Source organism: Sphingomonas sp. PL-96, from assembly GCF_020707215.1.
GTDB lineage: Bacteria > Pseudomonadota > Alphaproteobacteria > Sphingomonadales > Sphingomonadaceae > Sphingomonas.
Genome location: NZ_JAJFET010000003.1, coordinates 50,162 through 74,575 on the forward strand (window position 1 = coordinate 50,162; position 24,414 = coordinate 74,575).

General features: G+C 67.5%; 19 protein-coding genes. 8 read left to right on the forward strand and 11 right to left on the reverse strand.

Annotated elements, in window-relative coordinates:
• Positions 1-323 precede the first annotated feature (323 nt).
• From LK533_RS07730 to LK533_RS07745, 4 genes are all read left to right on the forward strand, one after another.
• On the forward strand, positions 324-2,042 hold the full coding sequence (locus LK533_RS07730; RefSeq protein WP_229362217.1) for a sensor histidine kinase: 1,719 nt from the start codon (positions 324-326) through the stop codon (positions 2,040-2,042).
• Positions 2,039-3,370, forward strand: a complete 1,332-nt coding sequence (locus tag LK533_RS07735; protein WP_229362218.1) for a sigma-54-dependent transcriptional regulator — start codon at positions 2,039-2,041, stop codon at positions 3,368-3,370. Before LK533_RS07730 ends, LK533_RS07735 begins: the two co-directional genes overlap by 4 nt.
• A gap of 269 nt (positions 3,371-3,639) precedes the next feature.
• The gene (locus LK533_RS07740; protein WP_229362219.1) at positions 3,640-4,470 is read left to right on the forward strand and encodes a sulfotransferase; all 831 of its coding nucleotides are present in this window, start codon (positions 3,640-3,642) and stop codon (positions 4,468-4,470) included.
• Positions 4,464-5,669 (forward strand): hypothetical protein, encoded by a 1,206-nt coding sequence (locus LK533_RS07745; protein WP_229362220.1) that lies wholly within the window; start codon positions 4,464-4,466, stop codon positions 5,667-5,669. Before LK533_RS07740 ends, LK533_RS07745 begins: the two co-directional genes overlap by 7 nt.
• Before the next feature lie 55 nt (positions 5,670-5,724).
• On the opposite strand, the gene LK533_RS07750 is transcribed toward LK533_RS07745, so the two are convergent.
• From LK533_RS07750 to LK533_RS07785, 8 genes are all read right to left on the reverse strand, one after another.
• Positions 5,725-7,047, reverse strand: coding sequence for an ATP-binding protein (locus LK533_RS07750; RefSeq protein ID WP_229362221.1), 1,323 nt, complete (start codon positions 7,045-7,047; stop codon positions 5,725-5,727).
• Positions 7,044-7,727, reverse strand: coding sequence for a response regulator (locus tag LK533_RS07755; RefSeq protein WP_229362222.1), 684 nt, complete (start codon positions 7,725-7,727; stop codon positions 7,044-7,046). Before LK533_RS07755 ends, LK533_RS07750 begins: the two co-directional genes overlap by 4 nt.
• A complete protein-coding gene (locus LK533_RS07760) occupies positions 7,712-7,963 on the reverse strand; it encodes a hypothetical protein (RefSeq protein ID WP_229362223.1) in 252 nt (83 codons plus the stop codon). Before LK533_RS07760 ends, LK533_RS07755 begins: the two co-directional genes overlap by 16 nt.
• A 150-nt stretch (positions 7,964-8,113) precedes the next feature.
• Positions 8,114-8,350 (reverse strand): BA14K family protein, encoded by a 237-nt coding sequence (locus LK533_RS07765; protein WP_229362224.1) that lies wholly within the window; start codon positions 8,348-8,350, stop codon positions 8,114-8,116.
• Complete coding sequence (locus LK533_RS07770) at positions 8,347-9,858, reverse strand: efflux transporter outer membrane subunit (RefSeq protein WP_229362225.1); 1,512 nt, start codon at positions 9,856-9,858, stop codon at positions 8,347-8,349. The genes LK533_RS07765 and LK533_RS07770 overlap by 4 nt, the downstream gene beginning before the upstream one ends.
• 8 nt (positions 9,859-9,866) lie before the next feature.
• A complete protein-coding gene (locus tag LK533_RS07775; RefSeq protein WP_229362226.1) occupies positions 9,867-13,142 on the reverse strand; it encodes an efflux RND transporter permease subunit in 3,276 nt (1,091 codons plus the stop codon).
• Complete coding sequence (locus tag LK533_RS07780) at positions 13,139-16,261, reverse strand: efflux RND transporter permease subunit (protein ID WP_229362227.1); 3,123 nt, start codon at positions 16,259-16,261, stop codon at positions 13,139-13,141. Before LK533_RS07780 ends, LK533_RS07775 begins: the two co-directional genes overlap by 4 nt.
• 10 nt (positions 16,262-16,271) lie before the next feature.
• The gene (locus tag LK533_RS07785; protein WP_229362228.1) at positions 16,272-17,561 is read right to left on the reverse strand and encodes an efflux RND transporter periplasmic adaptor subunit; all 1,290 of its coding nucleotides are present in this window, start codon (positions 17,559-17,561) and stop codon (positions 16,272-16,274) included.
• A 177-nt stretch (positions 17,562-17,738) separates the two neighbouring features.
• Here LK533_RS07785 and LK533_RS07790 point away from each other — a divergent pair, with 177 nt between their 5' ends.
• Together LK533_RS07790 and LK533_RS07795 are read left to right on the forward strand one after the other, a co-directional pair.
• Positions 17,739-18,455, forward strand: coding sequence for a response regulator (locus LK533_RS07790; protein ID WP_229362229.1), 717 nt, complete (start codon positions 17,739-17,741; stop codon positions 18,453-18,455).
• Complete coding sequence (locus LK533_RS07795) at positions 18,452-19,864, forward strand: ATP-binding protein (protein WP_229362230.1); 1,413 nt, start codon at positions 18,452-18,454, stop codon at positions 19,862-19,864. The genes LK533_RS07790 and LK533_RS07795 overlap by 4 nt, the downstream gene beginning before the upstream one ends.
• 320 nt (positions 19,865-20,184) lie before the next feature.
• Here LK533_RS07795 and LK533_RS07800 read toward each other — a convergent pair whose 3' ends face one another.
• The 3 genes from LK533_RS07800 to LK533_RS07810 all read right to left on the reverse strand — a co-directional run bounded on the left by LK533_RS07800 (position 20,185) and on the right by LK533_RS07810 (position 22,184).
• Entirely contained in the window at positions 20,185-20,520 is a 336-nt protein-coding gene (locus LK533_RS07800; protein ID WP_229362231.1) for a hypothetical protein, read from the reverse strand.
• 154 nt (positions 20,521-20,674) lie between these two features.
• Complete coding sequence (locus LK533_RS07805) at positions 20,675-21,487, reverse strand: APH(3')-I family aminoglycoside O-phosphotransferase (protein ID WP_229362481.1); 813 nt, start codon at positions 21,485-21,487, stop codon at positions 20,675-20,677.
• Positions 21,488-21,704: 217 nt separating this feature from the next.
• A complete protein-coding gene (locus LK533_RS07810) occupies positions 21,705-22,184 on the reverse strand; it encodes a MarR family winged helix-turn-helix transcriptional regulator (RefSeq protein ID WP_229362232.1) in 480 nt (159 codons plus the stop codon).
• 354 nt (positions 22,185-22,538) lie between these two features.
• On the opposite strand from LK533_RS07810, the gene LK533_RS07815 reads away from it, so the two are divergent.
• On the forward strand, positions 22,539-23,285 hold the full coding sequence (locus tag LK533_RS07815; protein WP_229362233.1) for an SDR family NAD(P)-dependent oxidoreductase: 747 nt from the start codon (positions 22,539-22,541) through the stop codon (positions 23,283-23,285).
• Positions 23,286-23,319: 34 nt separating this feature from the next.
• The gene (locus LK533_RS07820) at positions 23,320-24,363 is read left to right on the forward strand and encodes an alcohol dehydrogenase catalytic domain-containing protein (protein ID WP_229362234.1); all 1,044 of its coding nucleotides are present in this window, start codon (positions 23,320-23,322) and stop codon (positions 24,361-24,363) included.
• The last annotated feature ends 51 nt before the right edge of the window (positions 24,364-24,414 follow it).

Consider the following 24,414-nt stretch of genomic DNA (forward strand, 5'->3'; position numbering starts at 1 on the left):
CCATATGTCGCGCTGCGTTCGTGAGGGTCGCGGCCAAGGGGCCAGGGCCACCGTTCTTTCCGACTCCGCGAGGAGCTTCCTGCCACTCTGTCGGACAGTGGCCTCGAAATAAGGCTTCGCGCATCGGTGCGCACGCGCGCTGAGGAAAAGCAACTTCCTTGAGCCAGATCAAGGACTTGCGCTTTCTCGGTGAAGAGATATCCCGGGCGGGTGTCCGGTTTTTGGTACATGTTGACCGGGCAAGATCCCAATATTGGATCATGGCGGCGCAGGCGGTAGAAGGACGCATGAAGCGCTGGGCACCTGTCACTCGAACGCTGCTGATGGCGCTTCTTCTTGCTGCGGCCGCAGCAGTCGTCTGGCTCGCCGGGGCGCTTGCCGAGCACCAGGCCATGCAGCGCCTGCGCGAGGGCGCCCACAGCGCCGCGGTGCTGCGCCAGGCCCATCTCGACGGCGAGATGCAGCGCTTCCGGCTGCTTCCGGTTGCGCTGTCGGACGATCGCGACCTGGCGGCGGCGCTGGGCGGCACGGCGGCTGCCCGCGACACGCTCAACCGCAAGCTTGAGGCGCTGGCCCGCACAACCGGCGCGGCCCAGATCTACGTGCTGGACGCCGCGGGCACCACGATCGCCTCCAGCAACTGGGCAACCCCGCGCAGCTTCGTCGGCGAGAACTATGCGGCGCGCAACTATTACCGCGATGCCGCCCGCCGCGGCGAGGGGAGCCAGTTCGCGCTCGGGACGGTCAGCGAACGTCCCGGCATGTACCTTTCGCACCGCTCCCGCAGCGGCGGCTATGTGGTGGTAAAGCTGGAGTTCGACCGCATCGAGCGCGACTGGGCGCGGTTGCCGGGCATCAGCCTGGTGACCGACCGCGACGGCGTCGTCCTGATCACGAGCCGGCCCGCGTGGCGCTTCACCACCACCCGCGCGCTGACCGATGCGACCCGCCGCCGCTTCCGTGAGGAGCTGCAGTCCGGTGCGGGATCGCTGCGGCCGCTCCCGCTCGCCGTCGAGAAACGGGATGGCGTCCGCATCGCGCGGCCCGCCGGCGACGGGCGCCAGCGACTCTTGTGGGAGACGGTGCCCACGCACGAGGCCGGATGGCGACTCAACCTGCTGGTGCCGCTCGACGCGGTGGCGGGCACGGTCGCCCTCGCCCGGGTGGCGGCCCTGCTGACGCTGCTGCTGCTCGGCGGCGGCCTGTGGACCCTGCGCGAGCGGAGGCGCCAGCGTGCCGGCAGGGCCGCGGCGGCCGCCGCTCGGACCGCCGGGCTGGAGGCGCTGGTCGCCGCACGCACCCGAGCGCTGCGCCAGGAGATGGAGGAGCGCGGACGCCTGGAAACCCGCGCCGAGACTCTGCGCGACGCCTTGCACCAGGCCAATCGCCTCGCCTCGCTGGGGCAGATCACCGCCGGCATCGCGCATGAGACCGCACAGCCTGTCGCAGCCATCCGCAGCTATGCCGCCAACGGCCGGCTGCTGCTGGAGCGGGACGACCCCCGTGCGGTGGCCGACAACCTCCGGGCGATCGAGCGGCTGACCGATCGCATCGACAAGGTGACCGCACAGCTGCGCGGCTTTTCCCGCAACTCGGCGGGCGCGCTAGAGCCAGTGCGGCTGGCGGAGGCGATCGAGGGCAGCCTGCTGATCCTGAAGGCGCGGCTGACCCGGGTGACGGTGCAGCTGCCGGCCTGCCCCGCCGGGCTGGAGGTGCTTGGCGACACGATCCGATTGGAGCAGGTGCTGGTCAACCTGCTGCAGAATGCGCTGGACGCGCTGGACGGGGTCACGGACGCCGCCATCACCCTTGCCCTTGAGCTGGAGGACGAGCAGGTGGTGCTTTCGATCTGCGATAATGGTCCGGGGCTCGCCCCTGAGATCGCGGCGCGGCTGTTCACGCCCTTTGCCACCAGCAGGCCCGCCGGCCTGGGCCTCGGCCTCGTGATCGCCAGCGACATCATGGCCGCGCTCGGTGGCGCGTTGCGCTGGGTGCCCGGCACGTCCGGCGCCCGTTTCGACATGGTGATGCGCCGGCCATGAACGACGCGTCCGCCCCACAGGTCGCACTGGTCGACGACGACGAGGATGTCCGCGCGGCGATTACGCAGACGCTTCAGCTGTCCGGCTATGCGGTGCGGTCCTTTGCCAGCGGCGGCGAGGCGCTGGCCGCGCTGGACGCGAGCTTCCCGGGCGTGCTGGTCAGCGACGTGCGCATGCCACACCTGTCGGGCATCGGCCTGTTCCAGGCAGTCCGCGCGCTCGACCCGGAGCTTCCGGTGATCCTGGTCACCGGCCATGGCGACGTACCGATGGCGGTCGACGCGCTGAAGGCGGGGGCCTGGGATTTCCTGACCAAGCCGTTCGACCCGGATGCGCTTCTCGCCTCGGTCGCGCGCGCGGCCGAGAAGCGCGCGCTGGTTCTGGAAAACCGCCGCCTGCGGGCGCTGGTCCAGGCTCCGTCCGCTTCGCCCCTGATCGGCGACGCACCTGCCATCGTGAGGCTGCGGGCGATCATCGAGACGCTGGCGGCCACCAACATCGACGTGCTGATTGAAGGAGAGACGGGCACCGGCAAGGAACTGATCGCCCGATTGATCCATCAGCAAAGCGCGCAGGCGAAGCGGGCGTTCGTGACCGTACCCTGTGCGGCCATTCCCGATGCGATCGCCGATGTCGCCCTGCACGGTGACATTCGGCCGGGGCAGGACGGTGCCGAGGGCAGGCTGATGCAGGCGAACCAGGGCAGCTTGTTCCTCGACGACGTGGACCAGGCAGGCCCGGCGCTTCAGGCCCACCTCGTCCGTTTTCTGGAGGATCGGCTTGTCCAGGCCCGCGGCGCGCGTGCGGCCCAGCGGCTGAGCGTGCGCGTGATCGGCTGCATGTCGGACGGCGGCGATGCGGGCGTTCAGCCGCCACTGCTCTACCGGCTCGCCGCGATCCGGCTTCGCGTGCCGCCCCTGCGCGAGCGCAAAGGCGACATTCCGCAGCTGTTCGCGCACCTGCTCGATAGCATGGCGAGCCGCCTGCGCCGGCCGCTTCCCACACTCGACGCCGGCATCCTCCAGTATCTCGTCGCCCATGACTGGCCCGGCAACGTCCACGAGCTCGGCCGGTTCGCCGAGCGGCTCGTGCTGAAGCTCGACCAGCATGTCGCAGACGGCGATGGGCCGCCTGCGGCGCTTGGCGACCAGGTCGATGCCTTTGAACGCAACGTGATCGTTCAGGCGGTCCGCGCGTGCGGCGGCGACATCGGCAAGGCGATCGCCCGGCTCGGCCTCACCCGCAACACCTTCTACTACAAGGTCCACCGGCACGGCATCGATCTGAAGGCCCTGCGCAAAGGCGGGACCCTTGCGTTCCGGGATTAGCTGAGCATCACGACGCTTCTGCGAGAGCATATCTAGCGGAACCTGGATCCCGATCAGAAAGCCGGCGCTGTCGCGAAAACCGGGACGTGCGCGAAGCCATGGAGTCAGCAAGTTCGCGACGTAAGGGGTGGTGCTCTGCGGTGGTGCCGCTGGCACATCCTTCATGAACCGATGACCGCCTTACCCGACAGCACCTAACAGCACCCACTGGCGGGGTGCCAGCGCTCTGGAAATACGCCAGAAACATCGGCGGTTGATCTGCCAAGCGTATGAAGCGTGCGATCCTCCGACTGGCGAAGGTCCATCTTGTTGGGGATCTGTACGAACGCGCCTGTGATCGAGGCGTAAGCTTGCCCCTGGACGCAAAGCGGCGCGAGCGGCTCGCGTGCATTGCCCGGGCAGGAGCCTTGTTCATCCACATTCCGAAAAACGCCGGCATGTCGATCAGCGCGGCGCTTTATGATCAGCAGATCAAGCATGCCTCGATCCGCTATTACCAATTGGCAGCGCCCGACCTTGTGCGTCGGGTTGTCAGCTTTGCGGTGGTGCGTGACCCGGTCGCGCGGTTCGCGTCGTCTCTGAGCTATGCGCAAGCGGGCGGTGGCAAGGATAACGCGGTCTCCGAGCCGTTCCGGGATCGGTACCGGTCGTTCCGCACTGCCGACGACGCGCTGGACCATCTGGAAACCGCAACGTCGCTATACCAGCTGGACCACATCTTCCGGCCTCAGAGCTGGTATCTGCGGGGCATCGACGGTGCGCTGGCGGTCGACCGGATCTTTGCGATGTCCGACACGGACGCACTGCAGGCGTTTCTGGATGCCGGCGGGGGGCCGAAGTTGCGGCACCTCAACGCCTCAGACCCCCGTCGCCCGAGCCTGAGCGCGAAGCAGATCGATCGGATCGAGCGCTTCTACGCGAAGGACCGGGTCCTGTTCGACAGCGTCGCCGGGCGTGGCAGCCGGTCGGATGCGCAAACAGGGTCGAGCCACGGCGCAACACCGCCTTGGCAGCCGCCATTGACGCATTCCGGCGCGTCGGCCGGTGCGGCGGCACAGGAACCCGCAGGTCAGAACAAGGAAAGATCAGGCCGGTGCTGATCCCTGTATGGCTCGGCGAAGCACCCAGGTCGGTGCGATCCGAAGCGCATGAACCGCCCTGCGTCGCCTTCCTGTTCCTGGGCGAATTGTTCCTGATCCCGCACCTCCTGCCGATCGCGGCGGCCCTTGCCCGCCGCGCCAACCCGCCGCGCATCCGATTGTACGTCGCCACAAGCGTGCATGAGGAAATCCTGATCGAAGCATTGGCGAAGCTGCGCCTCAGCCAAGTGGAAATTCGACGGGTGCGAGGCTTTCGGAGCTTCCCCGCCGGGTCTCGCGAAACGCCGAATCTCCGCTCCAAGGTCCTGCTCCTGGCGCTCAATGCGGCTGCTATCCTCCGACACGACGTTGCCGTGGTCGCGGAGCGCACCAGCCTGTGGTTGCCCTTCGCCGCTCGGCGGCGCGGCGCGGCCTTTGTCTACAACGAGCATGGCGCCGGACCGCACGCCAACTTCCGCAGCCGTCGCAACCGCTATGCCGCGCGGATCCTGATGCCGGGCAGCGGCATGGCGGCGCGGGTGCGCGAAAGTGGCCATACCGACGCGCCGGTCGTCACCGTAGGCTACATCAAGCGCGACTATATCCGGGACGTGTCGGGTTCTGCAGGCGGCCCATGCTTTCCAGAGCGCCGGCCAACCATCGTCTATGTCCCACATTGGATGCGGGCCAAGTCGAGCTGGTGGGCAATGGGCGAAAGCGTTCTCGATTACTTCGCGCGATCACGAGAGTATAACCTCATCGTTGCGCCCCACATCCGCCTCGCCAAATTCGATGCCGAGTTGGAGGACCGTCTGCGTCCCTATCGCAACTGTCCCAACATCCATATCGACACGAGGTCGTTCCGCCTGATCGACCAGAGCTATATCAACGGTGCCGACATCTATCTGGGAGACGGGTCGAGCCAAGTCGTGGAATTTGCCGAGACGCCCCGCCCTGTTGTGTTCCTGAATGCGCATGGGATCGACTGGCAATCCGATCCTCGGTTCGGCCACTGGCAGATGGGCCAGGTGGTGAAGGACGTGGCCGGGCTCGATCGCGCGCTCGCCGAGGCGCCGCGGGCGCAGACCCGCTACGCGCCGGTCCAGCGGGCCTATGTCGAACGCATGATGGGACAGGATGACAAAGCGGCCAGCGAGCGCGCTGCGGAAGTGGTGTCGAGGGTCCTTGTGGAACGCCGAGCCCGCCGTGCCCTCGCCTGACGGTGCCGCAGAAGGACCGACGCCCGTTCGTCGCGGTGTCTGCGTTCGGCTCCCTTCAGCGCGATAGCTCCATCCGGGCGACAAGGCCGCCGCCCGGGCGGTTGGCAAGCGTCACGTCTCCACCATGTCCCCGCGCGACGGCGCGCGCACTGGCGAGGCCAAGGCCGATGCCGCCCGTCTCGCGCGACCGCGATGCCTCTGCCCGGACGAACGGCTCGAACATCCGCTCCAGCAGCGCCTCGTCGATGCCCGGGCCGCGATCCTGAACCTCGAGCCAGATGGTCGAGCCATCCTCACCCAAGAGGACGCGGATCGGCCCGCCGGCATGCACCACGGCATTGCGCATCAGGTTGGACACCAGGCTCTTCAGGGCCACCGGGTCGCCCTCGATCACGAGTTGCGGCCCCGCCTCCAGCTCGACCGGATGCCCTTCGTCGTCGAGCCCGTCCGCGACGCTCTCCACGACGGTGCGCAGGTCGAGCCGCTGGCAGCGCGCGGGCTGCTCCTGGTCGCGAAGAAAGGTCAGCACGGCCGTCAGCATCGACTGCATGTCAGCCACTTCTTCCTCGACCGCCAGGCGGACGGACGGGGAGGCACCTTCCAGGTGCAGCGCGATCCGCATCAAGGGGGTTCGCAAGTCGTGCGCCACGGCGCCGAGCATCAGCGAGCGGTCCGCCACATAGCGCTGGAGCTGCGCCTGCATCTCGTTGAACGCCGATGTCGCGTGCGCGACTTCGGGGATGCTCGACAATGCCATGGGCGGGCTGCGAGGGTCGCGACCGAGACGCTCGGCCGCCGCCCCGAACATCGCGATGGGGCGGGCGATACGTCGCGACAGCCACCATGCGATCGGCATCGCGAGCAACACGGCCAGGGCAAGCGTGGCAATGGCTCGCCAGCGCCAGAAGCCGATCTCGAGCCCCGAAGGCTGGAGGACCACCCATCGGCCTGAAGGCTGCCGGAACGCAGCCTTGAAGTCGCCTGCGATCGACGTGCCGGTCGCCTCGCGCGGGCTGGGTCCTCTGCGGAATGGCCGCGGATGGCCGAAGGCGTCGCGCAGCCGTACGCGAACCGCCTCGGACGGAAGCCGAAGCCGTGTCGCCAGGTGATCGTGAATACGCCGCTCATAGCGGGCGCTCCCTTGCTCGAATCCGGGATCGTCCGTTTCGACACGCTTGAGCGCCTCGGTCCCGCCTCCCTTCAGCGCCCGCTCGATCTGCTCGAGCGAGAAGAAGCGCGGTGCAGGCGGCGGTGTCACGATCACGAGAACGACGTTCAGGGCCTGAACGGCGAGAAGCGATCCAAGCAGCAAGGCAAAGATGCGCAGGAAAAGCGGTCGGCCGACCGCCTTGACCGAACCAGGTGTCGCGTCGCTCATGCGCGGATCACGTCGGGCACGAACATATAGCCTTCGTTGCGCACGGTGCGGATCATCTCGTCGCCGCGGGCGCGCAACTTCCGGCGCAGGCGGCTCACCTGCACGTCGATCGCCCGGTCGAAGGCGTCGCTGTCGGGGCCGCGGGCCTGCTCGAGCAGGCTGTCGCGCGACAGGACCCGCCGGGGACGCTCCACAAAGGCGCGCAGCACCTTGAACTCTCCCTCGGTCAGGTCGACCAGCACCCCGTCGGGATCCAGCAGTTCATGACTGGCGAGATCGATCCACCAGCCTGCAAACCGCAAGGCGTCGCTGGTCCGGCCGTGACCGCGATCCCGCAGCGCCGCCTGAACATGAACCGCGATCTCGCGCGGCGAGCAGGGCTTGGAAAGGTAGCGGCCGGCGCCGAGTTCCAGGCCATGGATCCGGTCGGCCTCCTCGGCGCGCGCACTCAGCATGATGATCGGCAGGCACGTGCGCGCGAGGCGGCGACAGGCCGACAAGCCGCTTTCGCCCGGCATCATCACGTCGAGGATGACAAGGTCGATCGTGTCGGTGGCGAGGATGCGGTCCATCTCGACGGTATCCGCCGCAAGATGGACCGCATAGCCCTTGGCGCTGAGGCTTCCGCCGAGCAGCGTCCGGATACCGGCGTCGTCGTCGACGATCAGGATATGGGCCATATGGGAACCGTCATCGCGGTCGTGCGCCGCCAGCGGGCGAGACGCTGCGGGGGGATCGGATTGCCGTCGAGTTCGCGTTCCGCCTGTAGGAGGATCTTTTCGAAGCGTTCGGCTGCCTTGTGATCGCCTGCGCGCACCGCTGCGCTCATCGCGTCGGACAATCCCAGAAGGGCAGCGGGGCCATGTGCTTCCAGCAACCGGCGCGCTTCGCTCCGGGCATCAGCGAGTTGCCACATATGATACTTCTCCGTGCGCATCCCCTGCAGCGCGACGCTCGGCCCGTGATGTGTCCCGGATATTTCCCGCCGATGCCGCCGTGGATGCAGGCGGCAAGGGCGGGTTCGGCAGTCGGTGCCGCAGCCATGCCGCGGCACCGACCGGCCGGTTTACTTCACGCTGGCGGGGCAGCGCACCCAGCGGCCGTTGCTCGCCTTATACTGGTCGGTGCGGGCATTGTACGACTTGAACCGCCGGCTGCACGCCTGCTGGTGCCGGCTCTTGCCCGTCGTCTTGACCGACTTGGTCTGCTTGGCCGCCTCGCGGTGCTGCTGCTGGGCGAGTGCCGGCGTGCCGGCGAGGCCGAGTGCGAGCGCTGCGCAGGCGAGGGTGGTGGAAAGCTTCATGCTCCGTTCCTTTCGGTGGCTTGGGGGGTGGCGAGGAGGGGGTAGCCCTCGCCGTCCCAGGCGCCGCCAAGCGCCTGGACAAGTGCGACCGCCGCGGTCTGGCGGTCGACGGAGGCCTGCAGCAGCGAGCGGCGCGCGTTGAGCGCGGTCGCCTGCGCCGTCACCACGTCGGTGAAGGTGATCAGGCCTTCCTGGTACTGGTTGAGGGTTGCCGCCTCGGTGCGGGTGGCCGCGGTCGCGGCCTCGCGCAGCAGCAGTTCCTGGCGGGCCAGGATCTGTGCGGCGGTGAGCTGGTCCTCGACATCCTGGAACGCCTCCAGCACCGTCTCGCGATAGCTGGCGACCGCGGCATCATAGGCGGCGCGCGCCTGGCGCACCCGGGCGCTGCGGGCGCCCGCGTCGAACAGCGTCTGTGCGACCGAGGCGCCGAGCGACCACAGGGTCGCCGAAGAGGAGAACAGGCTGCCGATGCCGCTCGCCTGCACGCCGCCTTCGCTCGACAAGGTGACCGTCGGGAAGAAGGCGCTCTGTTCGACGCCAATCTCGGCGTTGGCGGCGGCCACCGCACGCTCCTGCGCGGCGATGTCGGGGCGACGCTGGAGGATGCCAGAGGGTACGCCGGTGGGCACTGCCGGCACGGTCGGGGTCCATTGCGCGGCCGCCAGGGTGAAGCTGCTCGCGGGTTCGCCCACCAGCACCGCGATCGCATTCTCATAGGTGCGGCGGTTGCGCTGCAGCCCCTCCAGCTCCGAACGCGTGGTCGCGAGCTGTGATTGCGCCTGAAACACGTCGGTGCGTGCGACGATGCCGGCATTGTAGCGGTTGGTCGCGATCCGGAGCGCGCGCTCATAGCCGGCGATCGTCTCCTGGACGAGCGTGATCTCGGCATCGGCGGCACGCAGGTTGAAATAGTTGGTGGCAAGCTCCCCCAGGATCGAAAGCTGCGACGAGGCGAGATCGGCGCGGCGCGCCTCCGCGGTCGCCTCGGCATTCTCGACTGTGCGGCGGATGCGGCCGAACAGGTCCGGCTCCCAGCTCGCCCCGATTGCGACCTGGTACGTGCTGTTGCTCGAGGTGCCGGTGCTGACGGTCGTGCCGGTGCCCGTCCCGCTTCCGGTGCCGTCGCCGCTGCTGCCGCCGCTCGCCACGGTGGTCACGCGGTTGCGGCTGCCGCCGCCCGAGCGCACTCCCGATCCGCTGAGGTCCACCGCCGGAAACAGGCTCGCGCGCTGCTCGCGGGTGGCGGCGCGTGCCTGCGCATAGGTGGCGGCCGCCTGGGCGATCGTCTGGTTGGCGGCAAGCGCGCGCTCGGACAGGCTGCTCAGTGTCGCATCGCCGAACAACTGCCACCATTTGCCGCGATCGATCCGGTCCGACGGCGTCGCCGCGGTCCATCCGGGTGCGGTCTTGAAGCTGGGCGGCGTCGCCGCCGTGGGGCGGACATAGTCCGGACCGACGGCGCAGCCGGCGAGCAGCACGGGCGCGAGGAAGATCAGGCGGTGGGTCATGGGATGGCTCATGCGGGCTGGACGGCCGAGGCGGGCGCGCGCCGGTCACGGCGGCGGCGGGTCAGCTTGTCGAGGTAGATATAGACCACCGGCGTGGTGATCAGCGTCAGCAGCTGGCTGAGGATCAGGCCGCCGATGATGGTGATGCCGAGCGGCTGGCGCAGCTCCGATCCCTCGCCGATGCCGATCGCCAGCGGCACCACGCCGAGTGCTGCGGCAAGCGTGGTCATCAGGATCGGGCGGAAGCGCAAGAGGCTCGCCTCGCGTACCGCCTCCTCGGCCGACAGGCCGCGATCGCGCTGCGCATGCAGCGCGAAGTCGATGATCAGGATGGCGTTCTTCTTGACGATGCCGAGCAGCAGGAAAACGCCGATCAGCGCGATGATCGAGAATTCCATGCCGAACAGCAGCAGCGCCAGCACCGCGCCGACGCCGGCGGCAGGTAGCGTCGAGAGCACCGTGATCGGGTGGATCAGGCTCTCGTAGAGCATGCCCAGCACGATGTAGATCACCACCAGCGCGGCGAGGATCAGATAGGGCTGCTGGCCCAGCTGCTCCGAATAGCTTTGGGCGGTGCCGGCGAAGCTGCCGCGCACGCTCGACGGCATGGAGATGGAGTCTTCGGCAGCCTTGATCGCGGCCTGTGCGTCGCTGAGCGAATAGCCCGACGCGAGATCGAACGAGATGGTGGTCGCCAGCTCGCCATTCTCGTGGCTGATCGAGGAGGCGGTGGCGCTCTGCGCGAACCGGGCGATGCCCTCCAGCGGCACCATCGCGGTCGCCGAAGTGCTGAGCGCCGATCCGGTCGACGGATCGCGGAGCCCAGGATTGGTCACGCCATTGTCGCTGCTGTCGGCCGTGTTCGCCTGCGCGTTGCTCGCCTGAGAGGTGGCGCCCGAGGACAGGGTGCCGCCGCTGGTCGAGGCGCTGGTGGTGTCGCTCGCGCTCGCGCTGGCGGCGGCCCCGGCGGGGACATAGACGTCCTTGAGCGCATTCGGCCCCTGGGCGTGGCTCTGGTCCCATTCGAGGATCACGCCATATTGGTTGATGTCCTCGTAGATGGTCGCGACCTGGCGCTGGCCGAAGGCGTTGTAGAGCGCGTTGTCAACGTCGCGCGCGCTGATCCCCAGCCGCTGCGCGCTGTCGCGGTCGATGGTGACATAGGTCTCGACGCCGTTCTGCGACTGGTCGCTGTCGATGCTGGTGAGCTCGGGGCGCTGCTTCATCGCCTCGCCGAGCTTGGTCGCCCATTGGTTCAGCGTCGCCCCATTGTCGGAAATCAGCGTGTACTGGTAGCTCGAGTTGGACGAGCGTCCGCCTGCCATCAGATCCTGCGACGGGCGCAGGAACACCGAAATGCCGGTGACCGGCGCGAGCTTCTGCTTCAATCGCGCGATCACTACGCTTCCGGCTTCCTTGCGCTCCGACTTGGGCTTGAGGCTCACCGCCATGAAGGCGCCGCCTGCGCGCGCACCGCCGGTAAAGCCGATCGCGGTCTGCACGGCGGGATCGGCGTGAATGATGTCGATCACCTGCCGCAGCTTCTTCTGCATGGCGGTGAAGGACACGCTTTCGTCCGCCCGTACGCCGGCCATCAGCATCGGGCTGTCCTGCTCGGGGAAATAGCCCTTGGGCACGACGACATAGAGGTAGACGGTGAGCGCGATCACCAGCCCGAGAACGAGCATCACCAGCGGCTTGAGCGCGAGCGCCCAGTCGAGCGCTGCGGCATAGCCGCGCTGGATACGGTCGAAGCCGCGCTCGAACGCACGTCCGATGCGGCCCTGCTGCTTGGAGAAGTTGCGGTCCGACAGCAGCCACGCGCACATCATCGGCGTGGCGGTAAGCGACAGCACCAGGCTGATCAGCACCGCCACCGACAGGGTGATCGCAAATTCCTGGAACAGCCGGCCGACCTGTCCGCCCATGAACAGCAGCGGGATGAACACCGCAACCAGCGACACGCTGATCGACAGCACGGTGAAGCCGACCTCGCGCGCGCCGAGCAACGCCGCCTCCATCCGGCCCATGCCCGCTTCCAGGTGGCGGGCGGTGTTCTCCAGCACCACGATCGCGTCGTCGACGACGAAGCCGGTTGCGACGATGATCGCCATCAACGACAGGTTGTTGAGGCTGTACCCGAGCAGCCACATCACCGCGAAGGTGCCGAGCAGCGAGACGATCGTGGCGGCGGCAGGGATGAAGGTCGCCCGCGCGTCGCGCAGAAAGGCGGCGACCACCAGCACGACCAGGATCACCGACAGGACAAGCGTGATCTCGATCTCCTCCAGCGAGGAGCGGATCGAGCTGGTGCGGTCGTTGGCGATTTCCAGATGCACGTCGGCGGGCAACTGCGCCTGAAGCGCGGGCAGCTCGGCGCGGATGCTGTCGACCAGCTTGATGAGGTTGGCGCCGGGCTGCTGGGTGATCAGCACCACCACCGCGGGCTTGCCGTTGAACAGGCCCAGCGTGCGCGTGTCGGAGACGCTGTTGCTGACCGTTGCCACGTCCGACAACCGCACCGGCGCATTGTTGCGCCAGGCGACGACGATCTGGCCATAGCCCGCCGCATCGCGCCCGATCCGATCGGTATAGACCTGCCAGCGCTTGCCGCCGCCACCGTCGATGGTGCCCTTGGGCTGGTTGGCGTTGGCCGCCTCGATCGCAGCGCGCACGTCCTCCATGCTCAGCCCCATGGCGTTGAGCGCGAAGGGCTTGGCTTCGATCCGGACTGCCGGCAGCGATCCGCCGCCGATTTCGACCTCGCCGACACCCTCGACCTGTGCCAGCCGCTGCGTGACGACGTTGGACACCGCCTCGTAGATCTGGCCCGGCGTCTTGGTGTCGGAGGTGAGCGCCAGCATCAGCACCGGCATGTTGGCCGGGTTGCGCTTGTTGTAGGTGGGGTTCGACTTGAGCGTCGCCGGCAGGTCGGCGCGGGCGGCGTTGATCGCAGCCTGCACCTCGCGCGCGGCGCCGTCGATGTCACGGTCGAGCGCGAACTGAAGGGTGATCCGCGTCGAGCCGGTCGAGCTTTCCGACGTCATCTCGGTGACGTCGGAGATCACCCCAAGCCGCCGTTCGAGCGGGGTCGCGATCGACGATGCCATGGTCTCGGGGCTGGCGCCCGACAGGCTTGCCGAGACCGAGATGGTCGGGAAGTCGACCTGCGGCAGCGGCGCGACCGGCAGCTTGAAAAAGGCCAGGATGCCGACCAGCGCCAGCCCCAGCGTCAGCAGCACCGTGCCCGCAGGCCGGCGGATGAAGGGCGCCGAGAGGTTCATTCCGCCGGCGCCTGCTGGGGCTTGGCGACGTCCGCCTCCGGCCCGACCTTGGCGCGGCTGCGGCCGAGCCGTGCGCTCAGCCGGTCAAAGGCGAGATAGACCACCGGCGTGGTGAAGATCGTCAGCAGCTGGCTGACCAGCAGACCGCCGAAGATCGCGATGCCGAGCGGCCGCCGCAGCTCCGCGCCCGAGCCGAGGCCGATCATCAGCGGCACCGCCGCAAACAGCGCGGCAAGCGTGGTCATCAGGATCGGGCGGAACCGCAGCACCGCCGCCTGGAAGATCGCCTCGCGCGGGGGCAACCCCTCGTCGCGCTCGGCCGCGATCGCGAAGTCGATCATCATGATCGCGTTCTTCTTCACGATGCCGATCAGCAGGATGATGCCGATGATCCCGATCACGTCGAGGTCGTGGCCCGTCACCCACAGGCAGAAGATCGCGCCCACGCTCGCTGCCGGAAGCGTCGAGATGATCGTCAGCGGATGGATGAAACTCTCGTAGAGCACGCCCAGCACGATGTAGACGCACACCAGGGCGGCGAGGATCAGCAGCAGCTGGTTGTTGAGCGACGATTCATAGGCGCCCGACGAACCCAGGAAGCTGGTGGTGACGCCTGCGGGCAGGTTCAGCGTCGCGATCTTGGCACGAACCGCATCGACGGCAGTGCCGAGCGACACGCCGTCGGCGGTGTCGAAGCCGATCGTGGCCGCCGGAAATTGCGCGACGTGGCTGACGGTGAGCGGCGCGGTGCCCTCGCGGATCGTCGCCACCGCGTTGAGCGGGGTCGCGCCGCCCTGCTCGGTCTGGAGGTGGAGCAGCCCCAGCGACTGCGGGCTGGAGAGCAGCCCCGGCTTCGCCTCCAGGATCACGCGATATTGGTTGGTCTCGGTAAAGATGGTCGAGACGATGCGTTGGCCGAACGCCGAATAGAGCGCGTCGTCGACGTTGGAGGCGGTGATGCCGACCCTGCTCGCGGTGTCGCGATCGATGTCGACATAGGCGGCGGCACCCTGCTGACCGGCATCGCTGGTGACGTTGCGGACCTTGGCAACCTCGCCCAGGGCCGCCACGATCTTCTGCGCGGCCTGGTTTACCTCTTCGGTGTTCGATCCCTCGACCGACAGGCGATACTGGGTCGGGCCGCTTTCGGCGTCGATCGTCAGGTCCTGCACCGGCTGCACGTACATGCGGACGCCGGCGACCTTGGCCACGCGGTCGCGCAGCCGGTCCATGACGGTGGATTCGCTGCCGGCATCGCTCTTGAGGTTGACCGACATCTGGCCGCTGTTGAGCGCCGCATTGTTGGCGCCGTCCACGCCGACAAAGGAACTGAGCGACTCCACCGCAGGATCGGCGAGGATCGCCTTGGCGGCGGCGAGTTGGAGCGCCTCCATGCGCTCGTAGGAGACGGCGGCCGTTGCCTCGGTGCGGACCTGCAGCTGGCCGGTCGCTTGCGTCGGGAACAGCCCCTTGGGGATGACGAGATAGAGCAGCACCGTGACCGCGATCGTCGCCAGGGTGACGATCAGCGTCAGCGTCTGGCGCCGCAGGACGGCGGACAGGGCGCGCTCGTAGCGGCGCTCGATACCCTCGAACAGATGCCGCGCCTTGGTGCCGAGCCGGGTCGGCTTCTCCTCGCCATGGCCTTTCAGCCAGCGCGCGGACAGCATGGGCGTGAGGGTGAGCGACACCACGGCCGAGATCAGGATGGTGATCGCCAGCGTCATCGCGAACTCGCGGAACAGGCGTCCCACGACATCGCCCATGAACAGGAGCGGGATCAGCACTGCGATCAGCGAGATGGTGAGCGAGACGATGGTGAAGCCGATCTCGCCCGCGCCCTTCAGCGCCGCCTCGAACGGCGCCATGCCCTTTTCGATGTGGCGCTGGATGTTCTCGATCATCACGATCGCGTCGTCGACGACGAACCCGGTCGCGATCGTGAGCGCCATCAGCGACAGGTTGTTGAGGCTGTAGCCGAGCAGGTACATGATCGCGCAGGTGCCGATCAGCGACACCGGCACGGCGAGCCCGGCGATCACCGTCGCGCGGATCGAGTGCAGGAAGAAGAAGATCACCAGCACGACGAACAGCACCGCCAGCACCAGCTCCATCTCGACATGCTCGATCGAAGACTTGATGCTGGTGGTGCGGTCGCTCAGCACCTGCACGTCGAGGCCGGCGGGAAGCCCCGCCTGAAGCTCGGGCAGTCGTTCCTGGATCGCCGCCACCGTCTGGATGACGTTGGCGCCCGGCTGGCGCTGGACGTTGAGAAGGATCGCGGGCGTGGTGCCGGCGGTGGCACCCAGCCGGCTGTTCTCGGCGCCGTTGACCACGGTCGCCACGTCCTTCAGCCGGACGGGCGCATCGTTCTGGTAGCTGACGATCAGGTTGGAATAGTCGTCGACCGTCAGCAACTGGTCATTGGCGTTGATCTGATAGGCCTGGCTCGGCCCGTCGAAACTGCCCTTGGCGCTGTTGGCGTTGGCGCTGTCGATCGCGGTGCGCAGCGTTTCCAGGCTGATGCCGTAGCTCGCCAGCGCCTGGGTATCTGCCTGGATGCGCACGGCCGGCTTCTGCCCGCCGGACAGCGTGACGAGGCCGACGCCGGAAACCTGGGCGATTTTTTGTGCCAGCCGCGTGTTGACCAGGTTCTGCACCTCGGTCAGCGGCATGGTCTTCGACGTGATGGCAAGCGTCAGCACCGGCGTGTCGGCCGGGTTGATCTTGGCATAGGTCGGCGGCGCGGGGAGGTCGGCGGGCAGCAGCGCGTCGCCCGCGTTGATCGCCGCCTGCACCTCCTGCTCGGCGACGTCGAGGCTCTCGTCCAGGTTGAACTGCAGCGTGACTACCGACGCGCCTGCCGAGCTCTTGGACGACATGCGGGTAAGCCCCGCCATTTCGCCGAACTGGCGCTCCAGCGGCGCGGTAACCGTCTGGCTCATCACCTCCGGGCTCGCCCCGGGATAGAGGGTGGTCACCTGGATGGTCGGATAATCGACCTGCGGCAGCGCCGACAACGGCAGAAGCTGGAAGCCGACCAGTCCGCCCAGCACGATCGCGACCATGAACAGCGCGGTCGCGACGGGGCGCAGGATGAAGGGGCGCGACGGGCTCATCGGTTCAGGCTCAGCGCTGGCGCGAGGCGGGCGCCGCCTTGGCGGCAGCCGCGGCGGTCTGGGCGGTCTGTACCTTGCCGCCCTCGGTCAGCCGGTCGCCGCCCTCGGTCACCACCTTTTCGCCCAGCGACAGGCCGCCGGTGATCACCACCCGGTCGCTGTAGGTCGGGCCAGTGGTGACCTTGCGCTGGGTCACGCTGTTGTCGCCCTTGAGCAGCCAGACATAGCTGCCGCTGGTGCCCTGGCGCACGCCGGCTGCGGGAACGGTGACGGCGCCCTTGAGCGTGTCGACCTGCAGCGTCACGTTCACGAACTGGCTGGGGTAGAGCGCGTTGTTGCTGTTCGGGAATCGGGCCTTGGCGTTGACGGTGCCGGTGCTGGTCGACACCTCGTTGTTGAGCGTCAGGAATGTGCCGCGATCGAGCACGGTGGTGCGGGTGCGGTCCTTGGCGACGGCGGGCAGCGTCGCCCCTTGTGCGATGCGCTGCTGGACGGTCGGGATCTGGTCCTGCGGCACGGTGAACTGCACGTCGATCGGCGACAGCGTGGTCACCGTGACGATGCCGGTGGTGTCGCCGGCCGAGACATAGTTGCCGATGTCGGTCGCGCGCAGGCCGACCCGGCCGGTGACGGGCGCCACGACCCTGGTGAAGCCAACGTTGACGCGTGCCGCCTCGACCGCGCCGCGGTTGACGTTGGCGGTGCCCTCCAGCTGGCGCACCGTCGCGGCCTGGGTGTCGACGTCCTGTCGGGCGATCGAGTCCTGCGCCAGCAGCGTCTGGTAGCGCTTGAGGGTCAGCCGCGCGACGTCGAGCTGCGCCCGGTCGCGCTGAAGCGCGCCCTGCGCCTGGAGCAGCTGGGCCTGATAGGCGCGCGCATCGATGACCGCGAGCACCTGGCCCTTCTTCACCATCTGGCCTTCGCGGAACAGGATCTGGGTGATGGTGCCGGAAACCTGCGGCCGCACCGTGACGGTCGCCGCCGGCGTGACCGTGCCCAGCGCCTCGATCGTGACCGGCACGTCCAGGGCTGCGGCAGCGGCGATGCCCACCGTCGTCGCACCACCGCCGGGGCCGCCCGGCCCGCCCGGTCCGCCGGGACCACGCCCCCCCGGCGGGCCGCCGGCCGCGCCCTTCTGGCTGCCGCCGCGTGCCAGGGCGAGTACCAGCGCGAGCACGATCGCGAGCACGACGAGCGCAACGATCCAGCTGATCCGCCTCGCGCGCGGGGAAAAGCTGCGGCGCGGCACGACGGCTGCGGTTTCGTGGGAGGTAGTCGTCGAAGGCTCAGGTCCGGTCATGGGCGGTCCGTAGTGGTGCGGGCGTTGCATCGGCCCTAGCGAGGCTGCGGGCGGGAAAGGTGTCGGTCCTTGTCAAACCGGATGTTTGTTGTGTCGCAATGTGTCGGGCAGGCCGTGTGACAGGAACGGACACCAATTCGCCTTTGCCGCGCGCTGCGAAGCGGGCATCAAGCGCGGGTGGAACCCACCCCAGATCATCTCCTCGTCGTCGACGATGACCGCGAGATCCGCACGCTGCTGGCAGCGCAGCTCGGCCGCGCCGGCTTCACCGTCACCGTGGCGCCCGACGGCGTCGCCATGCGCCGCGAACTCGGCCGCCATGCGATCGACCTCGTCATCCTCGACCTCAACCTGCCAAGCGAGGACGGGCTGTCGCTCTGCCGCGAGCTGCGCGTCACTTCCCGCCTGCCGATCATCATGCTGACTGCGCGCAGCGATCCGATCGATCGGATCCTGGGGCTGGAAATGGGCGCCGACGATTACCTCGCCAAACCCTTCGAACCGCGCGAACTGCTTGCCCGCATCCGCAACGTGCTGCGCCGAACTGCCGCTCTGCCTGCCAACCTCGACCCGCTCGACGCCAAGCGCGCGCGCTTTGCAGGTTGGCTGCTCGATTTCGAATATCGGCAGCTCATCGACGCCGGGGGGCGGGTCACGATGTTGTCGGGAGCCGAGTTTCGGCTACTCCGGCTGTTCATCGATCATGCGAATCGCGTCCTGTCGCGGGAGCAATTGCTGACGCTTGGGGCCGTCAAGCAGAACGACGCGCTCGACCGCGCGATCGATCTGCAGGTCAGCAGGCTGCGGGCAAAGCTCGGCGCGGCGGGATCCGACCTGATCCGCACCGTCCGCAACGAAGGCTATGTGCTCGCCGCGCCGGTCGAACTCGAATGAGGCCACCCCGCTTCCTCGACAGCATGGCAGGACGGATCTTCGCGATCCTGCTGGTCGGGATCGCCGTCTCCACGATCCTTGGACTGTTCCTTGCAGACCAGCGCCGGATCGCAGACCTGCGTCGCATCCAGAGCGTGCGCACGGCCGAACGGTTTGACGACTTCCTGCGCCGGCTCGATGCGACGCCGCCCGACGAACGTCGCCGCCTCGCGTCCGTGGGAACGGTGTTTCTCCACCAGACGACCGGGCCGGTGCCGGGTGAGCCGGATGGTGAGGTAGCGGCGCTGCTGCGCAGCCGCCTTCCCGGCGGGCTAGGTATTTGGGTCACAAGCGTGCCGGTGACCCTGTGCGGCCCGCCGCGGGAGCGGCGGCGCGGTGGCGACGACAGCGAGCAGTTATGGCGCGCGACGGTTGAGGCGACCGATTGCTGGTCGATCACGGCCCGGCTTTCCGACGGCACGCGATGGAGCTTCCTGACAGGACCGCCGCCGCTGCTGCTGAAGGCGCGGACGTTCGACCCCGCCTTCTTGTTCGTGCTTGCCGTGACTGCGGCCGCATTGGCCCTGATGGTAGCGCGCATGGCGGCGCGGCCGATCCGGGCGCTCTCTGCCGCTGCCGCCAAGCTGGGACCAGAGCTCGATGCGCCGCAGCTGCCGGAACGCGGACCGGCCGACGTCCGGGCCGCCACTCGCGCGTTCAACGCGATGCAGCACAGGCTGGGTCAGCATCTCCATGAGCAGACGCACATGATCGCCGCCATCACCCACGACCTTCAGACGCCGATGACCCGGCTCCGGCTGCGGCTCGATCAGGTCGAGGACGAGGAACTGCGCGACCGTCTCCTGAGCGATTGGCAGGCGATGCGCGGGATCGTCGACGAGGGGCTGGAGCTTGCCCGCAGCACGGGCAACCGGGAGGAGCCGGTCCGGCTCGACGTCGACTCCATGATTGCGAGTATCGTCGAGGACGAAGTCGACATGGGGCATGTTGCGACATTCGACCGCCGGGCGGGCAAGGACGTGCGATGTCGCCCGCAGATGGTGCGGCGTTGCGTCCAGAACCTCGTCGACAATGCGATCAAACACGGGGGCAGTGCACATCTGTCCACCTGGATTGATCCTCGAGGCCTGGTCATCGAAGTGCGCGACCATGGCATCGGCATACCCGAGGACCGGCTGGAAGCGGTGTTCGAACCCATGGTCCGGCTGGAGGAGTCCCGTTCCCGGGACACAGGTGGAACCGGGCTCGGCCTGACCATCGCCCGCGTCCTCGCCCGGCGCAACGGTGCTGACATTCACCTGGAAAACCACCCGGACGGCGGCTTGGTGGCGACCGTCACCTTCCCTCGCCAGGCCGACTTCAGTGCGCGGGCAAGCGACCGGCGCTGGTCACGATCGGCGGCCTCGTAAAGTCGCAGGCTGGTCCGAACCGCCACTAACTGCGATCAGTCTTGAGGACACCGACAGCCCGAATGCACTGGCGGTCACACCTGGACGAGATGTACGTCAGACCTAACGGCGGAATGGCCAACCTGTGGCGAGCGGTCGATCTACGTCGAGCAATGTTGCGCCTCTGTCCGCTCTCCGCATTCGCATGCAAGTGCTCGACGTGCGGACGCCGCCACTCGTCAGCCGCGGGAAGAGGCTAGAGTGACTCAAGCTCAGACGTCAGGTCGCATTACCCGCTCCCAGGACCTCGCGTTCGTTCACGGTAGTCGAAAGACAAAAAATCAGCGCTGCTTCTTCGTGATCGTCGCGGTGAAGTCCGGATCCTTTTTCGCCACCCAATCCACAAACTTGCGCACGTTTGGGTGATCGAGCAGGCCCGTGACCTCCATGCCATGCCGCTGCAATTCGGAATTGGTGAAGTTGGAGATCAAGGTCTGCTGACAGATCGGATGCATCGGCACGACATCGCGGCCACCGCGGCTCTTGGGCACGGGATGATGCCAGACAATGGTCTTGCCGGTCGGCCGGCTGCAGAGCCAGCATGGCACTGCCGCCGCCGGGGCGTCGTCTTGCTGCGGAAGATGATCATAGGGGTCTTGTTTTGAACGTCTGGCCATAGCTCGGTCTAACTGCCTTGATTGCCCCCGTCTGTAGCGACGCGATCCGCTGCGTCATATGGGAGCTGCAAACGGGATACCACCGCCGCGGCCCGGTCGGGCAAGAACGGTGACCGGTCTTCGAAACCTTGGGGCTTCGAATCGACTGTCAGGTTTAGAACAGCTCGTCCAGCATCAGGTGGAACTGAAGCTTGCGTCCGTCCGGAACGGCGATGCCGTATCGATCAAAGAGCCTGGCCTGAAGCTCCCCGCCGAATTCGCCGAGGCAGTTCCAGAGAATGGCGAGGTCCTGATAGCGGTCCGCGGTACCGACCCGACCCGTATCGATGCAGCCGACCACCTCGCCATCGACCATCAGGACGTTGTCGAGCGAAAAGTCGCCATGCGTGACGACCCGATCGGGCGTGAGCGGTAGCAGCCGCTGCATCGCGGACCATATTTGCTCGGCCGTCCAGCCGGCCCGGGCTTCGTCGAAATCATCCTCCTCCACCAGGCCGGCATCGATGCGTCTCCGCGCTTGGGCGAGCCGGTGGACATGATCGCTGGTGAAGGGGCAGTCGCTCACCGGGAGCGCATGGAGGCGCTGTAGGAAAGCGACCAATGCGTCGACAATCGCTGGACGGTCGGCAGGCCTGCTTTCGAGATGCTGGTACGCCGTTTGCCCCGGCAATGCCGTCATCAACAGCCATGCCTCCCCGGGGGTGCGGACGAAATGCACGACGGCTGGAACAGGGATGCGGCCGGCCATCCACGACAGCTTGGCCGCCTCCTCCTCCACATCATCGCCGGGGGCGCCTGTGCCATGCTTCAGGTACAGATCGGGCGCGCCCGGCTTGCCGTGGAGTCGATACACGGCGGCGCCAGCCTCCCCGACATTGTTTCGAGCCCACTTATATCCGGCCAGCTCGGCGGACAGGCTCGCCGGCACACGCACGGGCGCACAAGCGTCTTCGCGATTGTCATGCATGAGGCGAGCTTCCTCGGGATCAATCAGACCAATGATCAGCCTGTCGGAGAAGAACCGTACGACCGCCGCGTCGAAGCTTCCATGAAAAGCGGTGCGGTCGGACCCCGGCGCGCCGCGACAGGGCTGTGGCACGGACGCAGGATCGGCACACGGCGCGCGCAGGTTCTGCATGAACCCCGCTCACATCTCCCTGCCCGAGGGGAGGTGAGCGAAAAGATCATTCCTGTCCCGCGACGATGGCAAGACAGGCCGTCTCCAGCGCGGCCAGGACGCGCACCGCACAAGCTCCGTCCTGCTCGCTCACCCCACCCAGAACGTCGCGACGCAACTGGGCTAGAGCCTCTTCCAGCCGTTCTGCGAGCGCGTGCCCCTGAGCGGTGAGGTGAAGCGTCCTGGCGCGGGCGTCGGTCGCATCGGTGCGACGCTGCAAGAGCCCGTCGCGTTCGAGTTGCGTTACCGAGCGCGCGATGGCCGCAGCATCGATAGCGGACTCCTCCGCCACATCCTTCTGCCGGACGCCTTCGCCCAGCCGCGAGACGACGAGAATCAGCGCCGCGGCCGACAGGGACACTCCCAGGCGCGCGAGGGCGACGCCGGCCGCGCGCTGCCACGCGCGACCCGCGGGCAGCACCATCCACGTGAGCGCTGTGGACCACTCGTCCTGTTCACTGACCGGCACGTATTGTTGACTCGTCAATTAATTCCTACCTTGTACCGTACCACGCGGCGGTACCCTCCCCAAAGCTTTGAGGAGGTACAAAGCGGAGAAAGCAGGATGATCAGGCTGAAGGACGAGGATCCGATCATTACCGCCCACCGCAACGCCCGCGCAGGACCGGGGTGGCCTTGTCTCAGAAGCGAAGGCGGCATTCACGGCCGGCGCGACCGAGCTGGGGAAGGGGGACGGCGGAGCCGCTGCCACGAAACCGCCGCGACGCATCCCTTGCCCGGCAGAGGTGAGCAATCCCGTGCCGTTACCTGCCTCCGCTGCGGCGTCCTGCATCAACGCCACCGAGCATTTCGCCCCTGATCACCATCGAAAGGACAGAACATGGAGAAAGAATTCGCAGGAAAGGTCGCGATCGTCACCGGCGCGGCATCCGGCATCGGTGCTGCGACGGCACGTCGGCTTGCCGCGGCGGGCGCGGCAGTGGTTGTCGCCGACTTCAATCGCGACGGCGCGGAAGCCGTGGCCGAGGCGATCGGCGGGGAGGCTCGCGCGTATGTGATCGATCTGGGCGATTTCGACGCGATCGAGCGGATGGTGGCGTGGACGGTCGACACCTTCGGCCGGCTGGACGTGGCGGTCAACAATGCGGGGATCGGCGGGGATTCCAAGGGCGTCGTCGACTATGATCCGGAGATGTGGCGGCGTGTCCAGGCGGTCAATCTCGACGGCATCTTCGGCTGTATGAAGTACCAGATCCCCGCCATGATCGCGTCGGGCGGTGGCGCCATCGTCAACATGGCCTCCGCGCTTGGGATCGTCGCCCAGCGCAACAACGCCGCCTATATCGCTTCCAAGCACGCGATCATCGGCATCACCAAATCTGCGGCGCTCGACTACGCGGATCAAGGCATCCGGGTGAACGCGATCGCTCCGGGGTACATCGATACGCCGTTGGTGCGCAGCGTCGTCAGCCAGGAGGCCTTTGACGCGATCGTCGCCCTTCATCCCGTCGGCCGGCTGGGCACGCCGGAGGAAATTGCCGCCGCCGCAGTGTTCCTGTTGTCGGACCATGCCTCCTTCATCACCGGAACGGTCCAGGCCGTCGATGGCGGCTACACCGCGCAATAACCGAGCGACAGCGACCCTTCAGAAGGAAGCCATCATGAAAGCTGTGCAACTCGTCCGCCCGACGGAATTGGTCCTCACCGATCTGCCGGTGCCCGAGATACAGTCGCACGAAGTGCTGTTGCGCGTGACGGCGGCCGGTGTTTGCCACACCGACGTCAGCATCCGCCACGAGACCAGCGATCTTTATCCGTCCGGCCTGGTTCTCGGCCATGAGATCGCCGGGCGCATCGAGCGCGTGGGCGAAGGGGTGAGAGACTGGCAGCCCGGCGAGGACGTCATCGTCTACCCATGCTGGTCGTGCGGCACCTGCCGTGAATGCGCAGCGGGGCGGCAGAACGCCTGTCGCCAGACCGGCGGTCGGCTGCAACCGCCGCCGACGCCGGGAGTCACGGTTGCCGGCGGCATGGCGGAATATGTCGCGGTTCCGGCGTCCGCGCTGGTGCGGGCAGACGGGATCGATCCGGCAGTGGCCGCGATCCTGCCCGATGCGGCGCTTGTGCCCTATCACTCGATCCGCGCCGTCGAGGAACATCTGCGCCCCGGGTCGACCGCAGTGGTGATCGGGCTCGGCGGGCTCGGCCACCTGGCCATCCAGATGCTGCGGGCGCTTTCCGCGGCGCGGGTGGTGGCGCTCGATGTCAACGAAGAGGCGCTGTCCGCGGTTCACGACCATGTCGACCTTGCCCTGAAGTCGAACGCCGACGGGGTGGCCGACCGCATCGTCGCGTTCACCGAAGGCTATGGCGCTGATGTGGTGCTCGATTTCGTCGGCATCGATGCCACGCTTCGCCTCTCGGGCAGCGTGATCGCACGTTATGGTGCGATACGCGTTCCCGGCCTCGGCTGCGGCGTGCTGCCTTTCGAAACCGCCCAGTCCTCCACGATCCTGCCTTGGGGAGCATCGCTGGTCCGCCCCTACAGCGGCACGTATGACGACCTGCGCCAGATCGTCGACCTCGCTCGGCAGCGGCGCATCAATCCCGTCATTCAGCGGTATCCGTTCGAGCAGGCGATCGAGGCACTGGATGACTTGGAAGCAGGCAAGGTACGCGGGCGCGCCGTCTTGATCCCATCGTGAACGCGTGAACGGCACGACCTGCGGGTTCAACCATGCAGGATGTTACCGAAA

What these genes read in the sequence shown, in the direction of transcription:
- LK533_RS07730 (WP_229362217.1), top strand. Translation starts at nt 324, where the DNA reads ATGGCGCTTCTTCTTGCTGCGGCCGCAGCAGTCGTCTGGCTCGCCGGG.
- LK533_RS07735 (WP_229362218.1), top strand. Translation starts at nt 2,039, where the DNA reads ATGAACGACGCGTCCGCCCCACAGGTCGCACTGGTCGACGACGACGAG.
- LK533_RS07740 (WP_229362219.1), top strand. Translation starts at nt 3,640, where the DNA reads ATGAAGCGTGCGATCCTCCGACTGGCGAAGGTCCATCTTGTTGGGGAT.
- LK533_RS07750 (WP_229362221.1), bottom strand. Translation starts at nt 7,047, where the DNA reads ATGAGCGACGCGACACCTGGTTCGGTCAAGGCGGTCGGCCGACCGCTT.
- LK533_RS07755 (WP_229362222.1), bottom strand. Translation starts at nt 7,727, where the DNA reads ATGGCCCATATCCTGATCGTCGACGACGACGCCGGTATCCGGACGCTG.
- LK533_RS07760 (WP_229362223.1), bottom strand. Translation starts at nt 7,963, where the DNA reads ATGTGGCAACTCGCTGATGCCCGGAGCGAAGCGCGCCGGTTGCTGGAA.
- LK533_RS07765 (WP_229362224.1), bottom strand. Translation starts at nt 8,350, where the DNA reads ATGAAGCTTTCCACCACCCTCGCCTGCGCAGCGCTCGCACTCGGCCTC.
- LK533_RS07770 (WP_229362225.1), bottom strand. Translation starts at nt 9,858, where the DNA reads ATGACCCACCGCCTGATCTTCCTCGCGCCCGTGCTGCTCGCCGGCTGC.
- LK533_RS07775 (WP_229362226.1), bottom strand. Translation starts at nt 13,142, where the DNA reads ATGAACCTCTCGGCGCCCTTCATCCGCCGGCCTGCGGGCACGGTGCTG.
- LK533_RS07780 (WP_229362227.1), bottom strand. Translation starts at nt 16,261, where the DNA reads ATGAGCCCGTCGCGCCCCTTCATCCTGCGCCCCGTCGCGACCGCGCTG.
- LK533_RS07785 (WP_229362228.1), bottom strand. Translation starts at nt 17,561, where the DNA reads ATGACCGGACCTGAGCCTTCGACGACTACCTCCCACGAAACCGCAGCC.
- LK533_RS07795 (WP_229362230.1), top strand. Translation starts at nt 18,452, where the DNA reads ATGAGGCCACCCCGCTTCCTCGACAGCATGGCAGGACGGATCTTCGCG.
- LK533_RS07800 (WP_229362231.1), bottom strand. Translation starts at nt 20,520, where the DNA reads ATGGCCAGACGTTCAAAACAAGACCCCTATGATCATCTTCCGCAGCAA.
- LK533_RS07805 (WP_229362481.1), bottom strand. Translation starts at nt 21,487, where the DNA reads ATGCATGACAATCGCGAAGACGCTTGTGCGCCCGTGCGTGTGCCGGCG.
- LK533_RS07815 (WP_229362233.1), top strand. Translation starts at nt 22,539, where the DNA reads ATGGAGAAAGAATTCGCAGGAAAGGTCGCGATCGTCACCGGCGCGGCA.
- LK533_RS07820 (WP_229362234.1), top strand. Translation starts at nt 23,320, where the DNA reads ATGAAAGCTGTGCAACTCGTCCGCCCGACGGAATTGGTCCTCACCGAT.